The following is a 16,308-nucleotide window of genomic DNA, read 5'->3' on the forward strand; positions in this document are numbered from 1 at the left end:
AGCGCCGCCCCCGGCATTGCTACCGCATACTGATGGTCATGTTCGGCCCGGACGGCAGGTCCGACTCCGGCCAGCGACTGATCACGGTCCGGGTCTCGGTGTAGAACCGGAACGCCTGCTTGCCGTAGGGGTGGAGATCCCCGAAGAAGGAGTGCTTGCCGCCGGTGAACGAGAAGAACGGCGCCGGCACCGGAATGGGGATATTCACCCCTACCTGGCCCACCTCGGTCTCATGCTGGTACTTGCGTGCCGCCGCCCCGGACCGGGTGAAGATGGACGTGCCATTGCCATAGGGATTGCTGTTCACCAGCTCGATGGCCTCGTCCAGGGTATCCACGTGCATCACCAGCAGGGCCGGGCCGAAGATTTCTTCCCGGTAGACGGTCATATCGGAGCGCACGTTGTCGATCAGCGTCGGTCCCACCCAGTTGCCGTCGGGATAGCCGTCCACGGTGTAGCCGCGGCCATCCAGGAGCAGATCAGCGCCTTCACCCTCTGCGGTGCCGATGAGCTGCTCGACTCGCTCCTTGGCGGCCGGGCTGATCAGTGGCCCGTAGGCGGCGTCGGCATCGTCGGACGGACCCGGGCGGATGCCGGCCACCGCCTCGCGCAGGTCGTCCATCCAGGCGCGGGTCTCCTCGCCCACCAGTACGGCCACCGAGATGGCCATGCAGCGTTGGCCGGCCGCACCGCAGGACGCGCCCACCAGGTGGTTGATCACCTGGTCCTTGTTGGCATCGGGCATGACCACCATGTGGTTCTTGGCCCCGCCCATGCACTGCACACGCTTGAGGTTGTGGGTGGCCGTGCGGTAGACATGGGTGGCGACGGGCACCGAGCCGACGAAGGACACCGCCTTGATGGCCGGATCCTCCAGCAGGTAGTCCACCTGTTCCTTGCGGCCGTGGACCACCTGTAGCGTGCCCGCCGGGAAGCCCGCCTCGTGCCAGAGCTCTGCCAGGCGGGTCGGGGTCAGCGGATCCTGTTCCGAGGGCTTGAGCACGAAGGTGTTGCCGCAGACCACGGCCAGCGGGAACATCCACAGGGGGATCATGGCCGGGAAGTTGAACGGGGTGATGCCGGCACACACGCCGATGGGATGGACGATACTGTGGGTATCGATACCGTTGGCGACGTTCTCGGTCATCTCGCCCTGGGTCAGGGTCGGCGCACTGCAGCCGTGCTCCACCACCTCGATCCCGCGCCAGACGTCGCCCTTGGCGTCCGCGAAGGTCTTGCCCGTCTCCCGCGCCAGGATGCCCGCCAGTTCGTCGTGGTGCTCCTTGAGCAGGGCCTGGTAGCGCAGCAGGCAGCGCATGCGCTCCTGCACGGGGACATTGCGCCAGGACTTGAACGCCTCCTGGGCGGCGGCAATGGCCCGTGCCATCTCCTGGTCAGTGGTCACGGGTGCGCGGCCGATCACGTCCTGGGTGGCCGGATTGGTCACGTCGATCCAGTCGCCGGTGGTGCTCTGGACGAATTCGCCGTTGATGAGCAGCGGCACGTTGGGAGCAGTCTGGTTCAGTACGGTACTCATCACTTCTCCTCCACCCCGCGGTTGCAGGGAGCTGGTTTCACGGCGGGCGCGTCGCGACCGTATCAGTCGTACGAGCGCTCGTCCGCAATGACCTTACCGTCGTTGGGCAGCTCGCCCTCGCCGGCCAGCTTCACGTCACCGCGCATCTTGGTGACCGCCTGCAGGGACTCGGCGACCTTGTCGGCGAAGGCGGCATCGCTGGTACCGGCCTCCACATGCAGGGTCATGGCGTCCTTTTCCTGTTCACGGGTCACCACCAGGCGGGCGCGCTGGATCTCCGCGTGGCGGGCCATGATGGCGTTGATCTGCTCGGGGGTGACAAACATGCCCTTGACCTTGGTGGTCTGGTTGGCCCGCCCCATCCAGCCCTTGATCCGCGGCGCAGTGCGCCCGCAGGGACTGGCACCCGGGAGGAAGGCGGTCAAATCACCGGTGGCGAAGCGGATCACCGGGAAGGCGCCGGCGCGCAGCACGGTGACCACCATCTCGCCCACTTCACCCTCGGCCACCGGTTCGCCGCTGCCGGGGCGCACTACTTCCAGCAGTACGTCCTCGTCGGTGATCAACCCATCCAGGGCCTCGCTCTCGTAGGCCACCAGCCCGAGTTCGGCGGTGGCGAAGGCCTGCAGCACCTGCACGCCGCGCTGCCCCATCTCGTCGCGCAGGCTGCCGCTCAGTGGCTCACCGCCCACCAGCGCGTGGGCAATGGAGGAGACGTCACGGCCGAGCTCGTCGCCCTTGTCCAGTAGCGCCTTCAGAAATGATGGCGTACCACCGTAGACCGGCGGACGCAGCCGCTCGATGGCTTCCACCTGCACGTCGGTATTGCCGATGCCGGCAGGAAACACGGGGCAGCCCACGGCCCGGGCGCCGCTGTCCATCATCATGCCGGCCGGGGTGAGATGGTAGGAAAAGGTGTTGTGCACCAGTTGCCCCGGCCGCAGCCCGGCGGCCCAGAAGGCGCGACCGAACCGCCAGTAATCGCCCTTGGTCTCGGCGGCCTCGAAGATCGGCCCCGGCGACTGGAATACATGGGCCAGCTCCTCCATCGGCGCTGCCTCCATGCCGCCGAAGGGCGCATCCGCTGCCTGGCGCCCGGGAATATCCGCCTTGCGGGTCAGGGGCAGCTGGGCCAGGTCGCCGCGCTCGCGGATGGCCTGGGGATCCACGTCCGCCAGCAACTCGCCCCAGTAGCGCGATCGGCTCCTGGCATGCGCGACCACGTCCCGGACTCTTTGCAGCTGCTCGGCCTCGCGCTCCTCGGGGGAACGCACCTCGCGATCATCGAAGTAGCGGTTGTGACTCAACGGTGGACTCCTCTCCTGTCCTCAGCCGATCCCGCGGACGCTCATGCGAGCCAGCGTTTGCGGCGGCGGTAATGTTTCACGTCGCGGAAGCTCTTGCGCGCTTCCCCGGAGCCGACGCCGAGGTAGAATTCCTTCACGTCGGCGTTGTCCCGCAGTTCGCTGCCGGTGCCGTAGAGCACCACCCGGCCGTTCTCCAGGATGTAACCGAAGTCGGCATGCTGCAGGGCCACATTAGTATTCTGCTCGGCCACCAGGAAGGTGACCTTCTGTTCGCGGCGCAGCCGCGAGACGATCTCGAAAATCTCTTCCACCAGCTGCGGCGCCAGCCCCATGGAGGGCTCATCCAGCAGGATCATGCGCGGACTGGCCATCAGGGCCCGCCCCAGCGCCAGCATCTGCTGCTCACCACCCGAGGTATAGCCGGCGGTGGACTTCCGGCGCTCCTTGAGGCGCGGGAAATACTCGTACAGCCGTTCCATCTCCTGCTCCGCCTCGCCGCGGGAGATGCTGCGCGCGTAGGCGCCCACCAGCAGGTTTTCCTCCACGGTGAGGTGCTCGAACACCCGGCGGCCTTCCATGACGTGCACCAGTCCGCGCTCCACCCGCTCGGGCGCCGGCGTATGGCTGATGTCCATGCCGTCGTAGGTCAGCGAGCCGCGGGTGATTTCGCCCCGCTCACCGGTGAGGAGTCCGGAGATGGACTTGAGGGTCGTACTCTTGCCGGCGCCGTTGCCGCCGAGAAGCGCGACGATGTCGCCCTCCTTGACGTCCAGGGAGACGCCCTTGAGCACCAGCACCACGTGGTTATAGACCACCTCCACGTTCTGCATGCTCAGAAGAGCATCCTGATGTGCGGTCTGTTCCGCCATTGAACCTGCCTCCGCTTGCAACGCGGGCCGGGACGCAAACGGCGCCCCGGCCCGCCGGACGTCACTCAGTCACACTCACGAATCTCGATGCCTTCGCTCTCGGCGAAGCTCTCTGCGGATTCGCGGTACATCGGGAAAACGCGTTCCAGGTCCGGCTCCATGAACTCGGTAAGCGCGTTCCACTGCTCGCCGTCCCACTGCTGGATCCGGGCAAGACCGCCACCCTCGTGGTCCTCACAGGTGACGTTCACCGGCGGCATCAGCCCGCCCATGCCGAGCTCCTGCGTGCGTTCCTCGGAGATGGTGAGCTGGTTCCAGGCCCACTTGGTCTCGTCACGGCCCATGACTTCACCCTCGCCGAACTCTTCCTGGGCCTGACGCCAGGCCTCGGTAATGTAGGCGGCGTTGATCAGGCCACGGTTGTAGGCGATGTTGCCGATCTGGTCGCCGTCGCCGGCCTCATCACCGGGGCCGTAGACGTACTCTTCCAGATCGTCATAGATGGGATAGTCCCGCCCGGGGCCGTGGAAGGTCACTGCCTTGTAGCCCTCGGCCGCCGACCCTGCCGGCTCCACTGCGTCATCCTGCGCTGCATAGATCCCGCCGATCATCCGGTCGCGGTCGATGCCCACGGACGCCGCCGTACGGATGGCCGTCGGGTTCATGACACCCCAGCCGTACAGGGACACCCAGTCCGGCCGCATGCGGCGGATCTGGGTCCACACGGAGCGCTGTTCCACACCGGGCGGAGAAATGGCCATCTCCTCCAGGGTGAAGCCGTATTCCTCGGCATAGCCACGCAACAGGTTCAGGGGTTCACGGCCGTAAGCGGAATCGTGGTAGGCATGAACGATGGTCTTGCCTTCCAGGTTCTCCCAGCCGCCTTCCTGATCCGCGATGTACTGCATGGTCACCGTGGAGCTGGACCAATAGGTGGTGGGCACCATGAACACCCAATCCATGACGCGACCGTCAGCGGCGTCGGCCCGACCATAGCCCATGGAATGGACAATAATATTGTCCCGGCGGGCACGCGGGATCAGCGCATAGGTGATACCGGTGGACAGCGGTGCCACCACGGTGGCGCCGTTGCCACGGTCCTTCAGGCGTTCGTAGCATTCCACGCCACGGTCATTGGAGTACGCGGTCTCGCACTCCTCGAGTCGGATGCGCACGCCGTTGATGCCGCCGTCACGCTCGTTGATCAGACGGACGTAATCGGCAAAACCATCGGCGAAACCGACGCCGCTGGGGGCAAACGGTCCGGTCCGGTAGACCAGGCTGGGCAGATACTGCTCTTCGGCCTGGGCCTGGGCGGCAAAGAGACTGGTCATGCCAATCACCGCCCCCAGCCCCACCATGCCGAGCTTTTTCGTAATGGATGTTGTCATTGCTTTCTCCTCCATGCGGGCCTTGGGCCCGCTTCATGCTACGAATGCCACGACCGCCAACGCCGTGGACATACCCTCCAGAAAGACCGTGCGCCCTGGACGCCCCAGATTAGTACGGGAACGGCCAGAGCCGCAGCTTCTGTTTCATGATGCTCCAGAGTCGAGCCAGACCGTGGGGTTCGACGATCAGGAAGAAGATGATCAGCGAACCGAAGATGAAGATCTCGACGTAGCTGATCATTGCCGTGCCCATGGGCAGGCCGATGGCGCTGGGCACCGTATTCAGGAAGATCGGCACCAGCACCACGAAGGCTGCGCCCAGGAAACTCCCGAGTATCGAGCCCAGGCCACCGATGATGACCATGAACAGCACGTCGAAGGAGGTGTAGATGTCGAACGCCTCCGCTTCCAGCTGCCCCAGGTAGAGATAGGCCCAGAGCACCCCGGCAATGCCGACGAAGAACGAGCTCACCGCAAACGCCTTGAGTTTCGTGATCATGGGCCGGATGCCGATGATCTCCGCGGCCACGTCCATGTCCCGTATGGCCATCCATTTTCGCCCGGTCATGCTACTGACCAGATTCTTGGCGATCAGCGCCATGATGATCACCACCGCCAGGGCGAACAGGTATCGGTCCACGGGCGAGTCGACGCGCCAGCCGAAAATCTCGATGGTCTGCGCGGAAATCACCCCGGTGGGGCTGTAGCCGACGAACCAGGGCCGCTGGAACAGCCAGATCAGGAAGAACTGTGCCGCCAGGGTGGTCACCGCCAGGTAGAACCCCTTGATCCGCAGCGCCGGGAGCCCGAACAGCACCCCGGCACCCGCGGCAATCAGCCCGGCCAGGACGAATGCCACCAGGATGGGCATGTCCGGTATGCGTGCCAGCAGGTTCCAGGCCGCGAAGGCCCCCACTGCCATGAACCCGCCTGTCCCCAGCGATATCTGGCCGCAGTACCCCACCAGGATGTTCAGCCCGATGGCCGCCAGGGAATAGATCAGGAACGGCAGCAGCAGCGCCTGGATCACGTAGTTGGAGACGAAGAACGGCAGTGCCAGAGCCACGACGATGATCAGGGCGATGAACACCCGATCCTGGACGATGGGCAGCATGCGCTGGTCGGCCGCGTATGTCGTTTTGAATTGTCCGGATTCGCGATAAAGCATGCTATTAGATCCTTTCGATGATCTTTTCGCCGAACATGCCCTCGGGGCGGTACACCATGAAGGCCATGGCGATCACGTAGGCGAACCAGTTATCGATACCGCCCCCGATGATGGGGCCCAGATACACCTCGGCGAGGGCCTCCCCGGCACCGATGATGAGGCCGGCAATGATCGCCCCCGGGATGGAAGTGAGCCCGCCGAGCAACAGCACCGGCAGCGCCTTGAAGGCGACATCCACCATCACCGGTTGCACCCCCAGGTTGCCACCCCAGACCACACCAGCGACCACCGCCACGAAACCGGCAATGGCCCAGACCACCACCCAGACGGTGTTCAGGCGGATGCCGATGGACTGGGCAGCCTGGTGATCATCCGCCACTGCCCGGAGCACACGCCCCATGCGCGTTCGCTGAGCGAACAGCGCCAGCAGCAGCACCAGGACAATCGCAATGATGCCGGACACCAGATCGTAGCTCTGGAACAGCATGTCGCCGACGAAGATCGGGTCCGTGGGAATGCCGATGTCCAGGGACCGGGAGCGGCTACCCCAGATGATCTCGGCGAACCCGATCAGGGCGAAGAAGATGCCGATGGTGGACATGAACATGATGATGGGCTCCTGGTTCACCAGGGGCCGCAGCACCACCCGCTCAATAATCCAGGCCACACCGATCATGAGCACGATGGTGATGGGAATGCCCAGCCAGAACGGCACGCCGTAGCGCTGGTTCATGCCGGCGATGAACATGGCCGCGAACAGCACCATGGCGGCCTGGGCGAAGTTGAAGATCCCCGAGGCCTTGAAGATCAGCACGAAGCCCAGAGCCACCAGGGAGTACATGGACCCCGCCAGCAGGCCGCCGACCAGCACCTCGATGAAATACTGCAATTCCACCATGAAATCCATGGTCAGCCCTCCTCGTCCTGCTTGGTGCCCAGATACGCCTCGATGACACGCGGATCTGAACTGACCTCGTCCGGCGAGCCGTCACCGATCTTCTCGCCGTGATCCAGCACGACGACGTGGTCGGAGAGGTCCATGACCACCGCCATGTCGTGCTCGATCAGGCAGATGGTCATGCCGAACTGGTCGTTGACGTCGAGGATGAAGCGGGCCATGTCCTGCTTCTCTTCCAGGTTCATGCCCGCCATGGGCTCGTCGAGCAGCAGCAGCTCCGGCTCCGAGGCCAGGGCGCGACCCAGCTCCACGCGCTTCTGCAGCCCGTAGGGCAGTGTGCCCACCGGCGTCTTGCGGTACTGCTGAATCTCCAGGAAATCGATGATTCCCTCGCAGAACTTCCGGTGCTCGATCTCCTCCCTGGGCGCGCGGCCGAGCCAGAACGCGTTCTCCAGCAGCGAGGCCTTCGCCCGGAGGTGCCGCCCGGTCATGATGTTGTCCAGCGTACTCATGCCCTTGAACAGGGCGATGTTCTGGAACGTGCGGGCGATCCCCTGACTGGCCGCCTTGAAGGGCCGCATGTGCTTGCGGGGCTCACCCTTGTAGGCAATGGTGCCCGCGGTGGGATGATAGAAGCCGTTGATGCAGTTGAGCATCGACGACTTGCCGGCGCCGTTGGGGCCAATGATGGAGAAGATCTGCCGCCGGCGGACCTCGAAGCTCACGTTGCGCAGCGCGTGCACGCCACCGAACGAGAGCTGCACGTCCTCCACCTTCAGCAACGTCTCCCCCGCATTGCGCCCCGGCGCGTCATGTTGTGGTTGTGCTGACATGGGGGCTTATCCTGCCTTCTTCATGGGTTCGTAGGTGGTGGCGTCACTGATCCGCAGCGTGCCCTCCAGCACGCCGGTGCCACCGTCCTCGTACGTCACCGGCACCGCGACGTGGGCACTCTCATCACCCCGGTACAGGGCCTCGATGAGCTCGTGGTAACGCTCATTGATGATGCGCCGGCGCACCTTGCGGGTTCGGGTGATCTCGCCATCGTCCGGATCCAGCTCCTTGTGCAGGATCACGAAGCGGGTGACCTGGATGGGCGCCAGTTCCGGATCCGACGCCAGATCCTGATTCACCGCCTCCACTTCCCTGCGGATCAGATCGTAGACCTCCGGCCGGCCGGCCAGGTCCACGTAACCGGTAAAGGTGATGTTCTCCCGCTCGGCCCAGTTGCTCAGGGCCTCGAAGTCGATGTTGATGAAGGCCATCACCGATTCGCGCTCGTGCCCGAAGGCGACCGCTTCCATGATGTGCGGGTGGAACTTGAGTTTGTTCTCCACGAACTTGGGGCTGAACATGGTGCCATCGTGCAGGCGGCCCACGTCCTTGGCGCGATCGATGATGCGCAGATGCCCGTCCTCGGTGAACATGCCGGCGTCGCCGCTGTGCACCCAGCCATCGGCCGTCTTGGTTTTCTGCGTCTCTTCGTCGTTCTTGTAGTAGCCCATGAACACGCCCGGACTGCGGTAGAGCACCTCGCCGTTGTCGGCAAGCTGGATCTCCACGCCCTCGCCGGGGGGCCCCACGGTATCCGGCCGCACGTCGTCATCCTTTTGCAGGCACAGGTAGACGGCGCACTCGGTCTGGCCGTAGAGCTGTTTGAGGTTGACGCCGATGGAGCGGAAGAAATCGAAGATGTCCGGACCGATGGCCTCGCCGGCGGTATAGGCCAGGCGGATGCGGGTGAACCCGAGCACGTTGCGCAGCGGGCCGTAGACCAGCAGGTTGCCGATGGCGTAGTTGATCCGGTCCCAGGTCCCCACCGGCTTGCCTTCGAGCAGATCCACGCCCACGCGCCGCGCCAGCGCCATGTAGTAGTGGAACATCTTCTGCTTGATGCGGCTGGCGTTCTCCATGCGCACCATGACGCTGGTAATCAGGTTCTCCCACACCCGCGGCGGCGCGAAGTAGTAGGTGGGACCGATCTCGCGGAGGTCCGTGACCACGGTGTCCGGGGACTCCGGGCAGTTCAGGCAGAAGCCCTTGAGAAAGCCCTGGCAGTAGGTAATGAAGTGGTCACCGACCCAGGCCATGGGCAGGTAGGCCAGGGTCTCGTCACTCTCGGTGACACCGTCGAACGCGGTGGCGAACTCCGCGGACTTGAGCAGGTTGTCATAGCTCAGCATCACGCCCTTGGGGCGGCCGGTGGTGCCGGAGGTGTACACGATGACGGACAGTTCTTCGCCCTTGCCCTTGGCCACCTCAGTCTCGTAGAAGCCCTGGTGCTGGCGGGCGTACTCGCGACCCTGCTCCTGGATGCTCTCCAGGGAGTGCAGGTAGGGCTCATCGTAGTTCTGAAGGCCCCGGGGATCCTCGTAGATGATGGCCTCCAGCTTGGGCAGCTGATCCTTCACCGAGAGCACCTTGTCCACCTGCTCCTGGTCCTCGACAACGCAGAAGCGCACGTCGCCGTGGTCGAGCACGTACTGCATCTCGTCGGCGCCCGAGTCCTGGTAAACGGGCACCGGCACCGCGCCCATGGACTGGGCCGCAGCCACCGCCCAGTAGAGCTGCGGCCGGTTGTTGCCGATGGTGGCGACCTTGTCATCACGCTGGAGCCCCAGGGACATGAGGCCGCCGGCAAGCGCCTGCACCTCATCGAGCACCTGCGACCAGCTCCAGGTCTGCCAGATACCCAGATCCTTTTCGCGCATGGCGGCCCGCTGCGGCCGCTCCCGAGCGTTGCGTATCAGAAGTTTCGGAAACGTGTCATTGCGATCGATGCTGCTGTCCGCCATTACATCGGCCCCTTGCGACTGTCAGCACGGTTACACCAGGCGCGGCAACACGCCGGACTGGTTTCACTCGTGGTCCGGAGAACGGAAAAGGAACGACTGGAAAGCGGATGATAGGCAACAACAGCCAAATGCAGCGCTCATACTGGCACGCAAGGCGTAATGCCACATCGTCTGCTCTCCTCCAGTTTATGCAACCGGTTCTTTTGTATTGGTTGCACTTATAATGATTATTACGACCCCAGATTACTCAGTCTCACGGCAAATGCAAGCAGTTCTCGCCACTCGGTTGCCAAAAACAGAAAACCCGCCGGAGGGCGGGTTCTCGAGTACCAGGGATGCGCCGCATGCGCGCTAAAACGGGATGTCGTCGTCGAAATCGTCGGCAGGTGCGGGCGAGGACTGGGACGAGGGCTGTCCCTGGCTGCGGCTGTCGCCGCTCTCGCCCATGGGGGCGCCACCGCCGCTACCGCCACCGCGCCCATCCAGCATCTGCATGTCGTTGGCGACCACTTCGGTGGTGTAGCGGTCCTGGCCGTCCTGCCCCTGCCATTTGCGGGTCTGCAGACGCCCCTCGAGGTAGACCTTGGACCCTTTGCGCAGGTATTCACCAGCGATCTCGGCGAGCTTGCCGAAGAACACCACCCGGTGCCATTCGGTTCGCTCCTGCTGTTCGCCGGTCTGCCGGTCGCGCCAGGAATCCGTCGTCGCCAGACGCAAATTCGCCACTGCGGAACCGTTGGGGCTGTAACGTACTTCCGGATCGGCCCCCAGATTGCCGATCAGGATCACCTTGTTCACTCCACGGGCCATGTCGCGCCTCCTTCGTTGTTTCAATGTGGCCCGGGTACCGCTGCTCCCTGCGGCGACCCGAACCGGCAATTTAGCTGTTTTGCCGCCCGAAGGAAACGATGGACCATCCCCCGCTCGCGCGACAGTGTTTCCTTGCTCACCTTCCAGGAAATATGGTCAGGCCTCTTCCGCCGCGGCTCCCCGCAGATCCGGCACCTGACTCATGCCCCGCAGGGTAACCAGCCATAGCAGCGTGGCCCCAGCACACAACACGAACACCCAGGCGTTACCACCCAGGCCGAACGCGACCCCGCCAGTGACGCCGCCCAGGAACGCACCGGCGAACTGGCTGGTGGCGTAGACGCCCAGCGCCGTGCCTCGGGCTTCCGTCGGCGCATACCTGGAGATCAGCGACGGCAGGGTCGCCTCGAGAACGTTGAAGCCGGCAAACCAGAGCCACAGCATCACGACCACCGCCCAGCCCGAGCCACCCAGCACGGCCATGCCAAGCTGCGCCAGTGTCAGGGCCACCACCGACAGAAACATCACCTGGCGATGCCAGTGGCGCCGCTCACTGAGCAGGATCGCTGGCACCAGCGCCAGCACCGACAGTAACAGCACCGGCACGTAGACACGCCAGTGCTCCGCCACTGCAAGCCCCAGAGAATTCTGCAGTACCAGGGGCAGCACCACGAAGGCGGCGGTCAGCACGAAGTGCAACACGAAAATGCCCGCATCCAGACGCAACAGATCGCGGTTGCGGAGCACGGGGACCAGCTTGCTCAGCACCGGCTCGGCGTCGGCGTGAACCGTCTCCCGGGCGGGAACCGGCACGCAGCGAAACAGCACGCCGATGGCCAGCACCGCCAGCACCGCGGACAACCAGAAGATCGCCTCCAGGCCGCCCACTCCGGCGACCACGGGCCCGAGTACCATGGCCAGCAGAAAGGATGCGCCCACACTCATGCCGATGATGGCCATGACCTTGGTCCGCTGGCGTGGCTCGATGACGTCCGCGGCCAGAGCCATGACCGCGGCAGCGATGGCGCCGGCACCCTGCAGGGCGCGCCCGAGGATCACTCCGGCGATGTGATCGGAAACCGCGGCCACCACACTTCCCGCCAGGAACAGCAGGAGCCCGCCGACAATCACTGGCCGCCGCCCGATGCGATCCGATGCGATCCCCATGGGGATCTGCAGCAGTGCCTGGGTCAGGCCGTAGATGCCGATGGCGAGACCCACCAACGCAGGGGTGGCTCCCGCCAGATCCGGCCCGTAGACGGCAAACACCGGCAGCACCAGGAACAACCCGAACATGCGCAGGCCGAAAATGCCCGCAAGCCCTGCGGCGGCGCCTCGTTCCTTCGGTATCATCGAGTGTCCTTCAACCCAGGTTCGCCGCATTACGAGCGCCTGTACGGCGCCATGGCGGTGGAAAACGTGAAAAGCGCACATGGTACCACCGGCGCAGCGGTCTTTGGGTTCGTGCCGCCGCTGCGCGATGGCGTAGAATGGTGCGTTTACCAACGGCGCCGAGGCAGCCCATGGAACACATCCGGATCCGCGGCGCGCGGACCCACAACCTGCAGAACATCGACCTGGATCTGCCCCGCAACCGCCTGGTGGTCATCACCGGCCTTTCGGGGTCCGGGAAGTCGTCGCTGGCCTTCGATACCATCTATGCCGAAGGGCAGCGCCGTTATGTGGAATCCTTGTCGGCCTATGCGCGTCAGTTTCTGTCCATGATGGACAAGCCCGACGTGGACGAGATCCAGGGGCTTTCGCCGGCAATTTCCATCGAGCAGAAGTCCACTTCTCACAACCCCCGCTCCACCGTGGGCACGGTCACCGAGATCCACGATTATCTGCGACTGCTGTTTGCCCGCGCCGGAACGCCACGCTGTCCCGACCACCATGTGGAGCTGAACGCCCGCACCGTCACCGAGATGGTGGACCAGGTTCTGGCCCAGCCGGAGGGCTCCCGCCTGCTGCTGCTCGCCCCGGTCATCAGCGAGCGCAAGGGCGAGCACCTGCACGCCCTGCAGGAGCTGAAATCCCAGGGCTTCATCCGCGCCCGCATCGACGGCATCGTCGTGGATCTCGACGAAGCGCCGGCCCTGGACGCGAAGAAGGTGCACACCATCGAGGCGGTGGTGGACCGGTTCAAGGTGCGCCCGGACCTGGCCGGGCGGCTGGCGGATTCCTTCGAGACGGCTCTGGGGCTCGGCGACGGCATCGCGCGGGTGGCCTGGATGGATGCCCCGGACACCGAGGACCTGGTATTCTCGGCACGCTACGCGTGCCCGGAGTGCGGCTACTCTCTGGAAGAGCTGGAACCGCGGCTGTTCTCGTTCAACAATCCCCGCGGGGCCTGCCCCAGCTGTGATGGCCTGGGTGTCCAGGATGTCTTCGATCCCGACCTGGTGGTGGCAAACCCGACCCTGAGCCTGGCGGGCGGGGCCATCCGTGGCTGGGACCGTCGCAACGCCTACTACAGTCAGCTCATCCACTCGCTGGCGGATCATTACGGCTTCGCCACGGACACTCCCTGGCAGGCGCTTCCGGAGCACATCCGGCAGATCGTGCTCCACGGCAGCGGCGAGGAATCCGTGGCCTTCCGCTATATGACACCCCAGGGCGGCACGAAAACCCGGGAACACCCTTTCGAGGGTGTCATCCCCAACATGGCGCGGCGTTACCGGGAGACCGACTCAGGCATCGTGCGGGAGGAGCTCGCCCGCTATCGTGCCAGCCGGACCTGCCCCGACTGCGGCGGCAGCCGGCTCAATCGCGCCGCCCGCAACGTGCTGGTGGCCGGTAACAGCCTGCCGGAACTGGCGGCGCTGTCCATCAGCGACTGCCTGGCCTTCTTCAAGACCTTCAGCCTGGAGGGGGCCCGCGGCGAAATCGCGGCGCCGGTGCGCCGGGAAATCGCCGAGCGGCTGTCCTTTCTCACCAAGGTGGGGCTGGACTACCTGACCCTGGACCGGGGCGCCGACAGTCTCTCCGGGGGCGAGGCACAGCGCATCCGCCTGGCAAGCCAGATCGGCGCCGGTCTGGTGGGGGTAATGTACGTGCTGGACGAACCCTCCATCGGCCTGCACCAGCGGGACAATGCGCGACTGCTGGAGACGCTTTGCCGGCTCCGCGACCTCGGCAACACGGTGATCGTCGTCGAACACGACGAGGACGCCATCCGGCACGCCGACCACGTGGTGGATATCGGCCCGGGCCCCGGCGTCCACGGTGGCCGCGTGGTTGCCGAAGGGACCCCGCAGTCCATCGCCGCGCACTCGGAATCCCTCACCGGGCAGTACCTGGCCGGTCAGCGCCGGATCCGCACCCCGGGCCGGCGTACGGTGCCGGACCCGGCGCGGCAGATCCGCGTCCGCGGGGCGCGCGGCAACAATCTCGCCAATGTCGACGTGGCCGTGCCCATCGGCCTGATGACCTGTATTACCGGCGTCTCCGGTTCCGGCAAATCCACCCTGATCAACGGCACCCTCTACCCACAGGCGGCGCAGCAGCTCAACGGCGCGGCCATGCACCCTGCCGAGTGCGACGGCGTGGACGGCCTGGAGCACCTGGAAAAGGTGGTGGACATCGACCAGAGCCCCATCGGCCGCACGCCCCGCTCCAACCCGGCCACTTACACCGGGCTGTTCACGCCCATCCGCGAGCTGTTCTCCGGCACGCCCGAGGCGCGGGCCCGGGGTTACCAGCCCGGGCGCTTCAGCTTCAACGTCAAGGGTGGCCGTTGCGAGGCGTGCCAGGGCGAGGGCATCACCCGGGTGGAAATGCACTTTCTCCCGGATATTCATGTGCCCTGCGATGTCTGCAGGGGCCGGCGCTACAATCGCGAAACCCTGGAGATCCGCTACCGCGGCCTGAACATCCACGAGGCCCTGGAGCTCACCGTGGAGCAGGCGCTGGACGTGTTCCACGCCATTCCGGTGATCCGGCGCAAGCTGGAGACACTGATGGAAGTGGGGCTCTCCTACGTGCGGCTGGGCCAGAGTGCCACGACCCTCTCCGGGGGTGAGGCGCAACGGGTGAAGCTCGCCCGGGAGCTGTCGAAACCGCAGGGTGGCCAGAACCTGTACATCCTGGACGAACCCACCACCGGCCTGCATTTCCAGGACATCGACCAGCTACTTGGGGTGCTGCACCGGCTGCGGGACCAGGGCAACACGGTGATCGTCATCGAGCACAATCTGGACGTGATCAAGACCGCGGACTGGATCGTGGATCTGGGCCCGGAGGGCGGGGCCGGCGGCGGACGCGTGGTTGCCGAGGGCACCCCGGAAGCGGTGGCGGCCGTGGAAGCGTCGCACACGGGGCGGTTTCTGGGGCCGATGCTGGGTGTGGGTTCCGGCGGACGGGCCGAAACCAGTGGGGGCGTCGGCTAACCCTGGACAGAAATCGGGGCTGAAGCCCCTCCCACCAGTCTATCCCGGGTGGGAGGGGCTTCAGCCCCGAAGGTTCAGTCCAAGGCGTTGAGCCCCGTCAGGGGAATCAATTCGGGAACAGGTGCTTCACCGCGTCCCGTTCATCCACCAGTTCCTGCTCGGTGGCCTGCATCTTCTCACGGCTGAAGGCGTCCAGTTCCAGACCCTGAACGATCTCGTACTTGCCGTTGCTGCAGGTCACCGGGAAGGAATAGATGATGCCTTCGGTGATGCCGTAGCTGCCGTCGGACGGAATGCCCATGCTGGTCCAGTCGCCGTCGGCGGTACCCAGCGCCCAGGTCCGCATGTGGTCCACCGCGGAGCTGGCGGCGGACGCCGCACTGGAGGCGCCACGCGCCTTGATGATGGCCGCTCCACGCTGCTGCACCGTCGGGATGAACTCGTTTTCGTACCACTGACGATCGACCTTGTCGGCTGCCGGCTCGCCCTTGATCAGCGTATGGCTGATATCCGGGTACTGGGTGGACGAGTGATTGCCCCAGATGGTCATGCGGGTAATGTCCTGGGTGTGAACACTGCTCTGGTTCGCCAGCTGCGCCAGTGCCCGGTTATGGTCCAGGCGGGTCATGGCCGTGAACTGGCCCGGGTCCAGATCAGGGGCGTTCTGCTGGGCAATCAGCGAGTTGGTGTTGGCTGGGTTACCCACCACCAGCACCTTCACGTCGCGACTGGCGACGTCGTTCAGCGCCTTGCCCTGCACGGAGAAGATGGCGGCGTTGGCTTCCAGCAGATCCTTGCGTTCCATACCCGGGCCGCGCGGCCGCGCACCCACCAGAAGCGCGTAATCGGCGTCCTTGAACACCTCTTCCGCCTTGTCGCTGGTCTCGATGCCGGCGACCAGCGGGAATGCGCAGTCCTCGATCTCCATGACCACGCCTCCCAGGGCCTCCAGCGCCGGGGTGATTTCCAGCAGCTGCAGGATGACCGGCTGGTCCTTGCCGAGCATGTCGCCCGATGCAATCCGGAACAGCAGACTGTAGCCGATCTGACCCGCGGCCCCGGTGACCGCAACGCGTACGGGTGCTTTCATGGTGTACTCCTGTCGGTTACCCCTGTTCAGACGGGAGGGTACCGTCCTGATGGAA

12 protein-coding genes are annotated in these 16,308 nt (G+C 65.1%); 1 reads left to right on the forward strand and 11 read right to left on the reverse strand.

Going from position 1 to position 16,308, the window contains the following annotated elements:
• Positions 1–19 precede the first annotated feature (19 nt).
• The 10 genes from KU884_RS14950 to KU884_RS14995 form a co-directional block, all read right to left on the reverse strand.
• Entirely contained in the window at positions 20–1,537 is a 1,518-nt protein-coding gene (locus KU884_RS14950; RefSeq protein ID WP_167783375.1) for a CoA-acylating methylmalonate-semialdehyde dehydrogenase, read from the reverse strand.
• A gap of 62 nt (positions 1,538–1,599) precedes the next feature.
• The gene (locus KU884_RS14955) at positions 1,600–2,844 is read right to left on the reverse strand and encodes a phenylacetate--CoA ligase family protein (protein ID WP_167783376.1); all 1,245 of its coding nucleotides are present in this window, start codon (positions 2,842–2,844) and stop codon (positions 1,600–1,602) included.
• A 41-nt stretch (positions 2,845–2,885) separates the two neighbouring features.
• Positions 2,886–3,713 (reverse strand): ABC transporter ATP-binding protein, encoded by an 828-nt coding sequence (locus tag KU884_RS14960; RefSeq protein WP_167783377.1) that lies wholly within the window; start codon positions 3,711–3,713, stop codon positions 2,886–2,888.
• A 65-nt stretch (positions 3,714–3,778) separates the two neighbouring features.
• Positions 3,779–5,104 (reverse strand): ABC transporter substrate-binding protein, encoded by a 1,326-nt coding sequence (locus KU884_RS14965; protein WP_167783378.1) that lies wholly within the window; start codon positions 5,102–5,104, stop codon positions 3,779–3,781.
• 109 nt (positions 5,105–5,213) lie between these two features.
• Positions 5,214–6,272 carry a branched-chain amino acid ABC transporter permease gene (locus tag KU884_RS14970; protein WP_167783379.1) on the reverse strand — a complete coding sequence of 353 codons (1,059 nt, stop codon included), beginning with the start codon at positions 6,270–6,272 and terminating at the stop codon, positions 5,214–5,216.
• 4 nt (positions 6,273–6,276) lie between these two features.
• Complete coding sequence (locus KU884_RS14975) at positions 6,277–7,179, reverse strand: branched-chain amino acid ABC transporter permease (protein WP_217351379.1); 903 nt, start codon at positions 7,177–7,179, stop codon at positions 6,277–6,279.
• A 2-nt stretch (positions 7,180–7,181) separates the two neighbouring features.
• Positions 7,182–8,003 carry an ABC transporter ATP-binding protein gene (locus KU884_RS14980; RefSeq protein ID WP_167783380.1) on the reverse strand — a complete coding sequence of 274 codons (822 nt, stop codon included), beginning with the start codon at positions 8,001–8,003 and terminating at the stop codon, positions 7,182–7,184.
• A 6-nt stretch (positions 8,004–8,009) separates the two neighbouring features.
• Positions 8,010–9,965, reverse strand: coding sequence for an AMP-binding protein (locus KU884_RS14985; RefSeq protein WP_167783381.1), 1,956 nt, complete (start codon positions 9,963–9,965; stop codon positions 8,010–8,012).
• 351 nt (positions 9,966–10,316) lie between these two features.
• A complete protein-coding gene (gene ssb, locus KU884_RS14990; RefSeq protein WP_167783382.1) occupies positions 10,317–10,775 on the reverse strand; it encodes a single-stranded DNA-binding protein in 459 nt (152 codons plus the stop codon).
• A 156-nt stretch (positions 10,776–10,931) separates the two neighbouring features.
• Complete coding sequence (locus KU884_RS14995; protein WP_167783383.1) at positions 10,932–12,128, reverse strand: MFS transporter; 1,197 nt, start codon at positions 12,126–12,128, stop codon at positions 10,932–10,934.
• 170 nt (positions 12,129–12,298) lie between these two features.
• On the opposite strand from KU884_RS14995, the gene uvrA reads away from it, so the two are divergent.
• Positions 12,299–15,163 carry an excinuclease ABC subunit UvrA gene (gene uvrA / locus KU884_RS15000; protein WP_167783384.1) on the forward strand — a complete coding sequence of 955 codons (2,865 nt, stop codon included), beginning with the start codon at positions 12,299–12,301 and terminating at the stop codon, positions 15,161–15,163.
• A 106-nt stretch (positions 15,164–15,269) separates the two neighbouring features.
• Here uvrA and KU884_RS15005 read toward each other — a convergent pair whose 3' ends face one another.
• Positions 15,270–16,253, reverse strand: coding sequence for a malate dehydrogenase (locus KU884_RS15005; protein ID WP_167783385.1), 984 nt, complete (start codon positions 16,251–16,253; stop codon positions 15,270–15,272).
• Positions 16,254–16,308: the final 55 nt, after the last annotated feature.

The sequence above is a fragment of the Aquisalimonas sp. 2447 genome, from assembly GCF_012044895.1.
GTDB lineage: Bacteria > Pseudomonadota > Gammaproteobacteria > Nitrococcales > Aquisalimonadaceae > Aquisalimonas.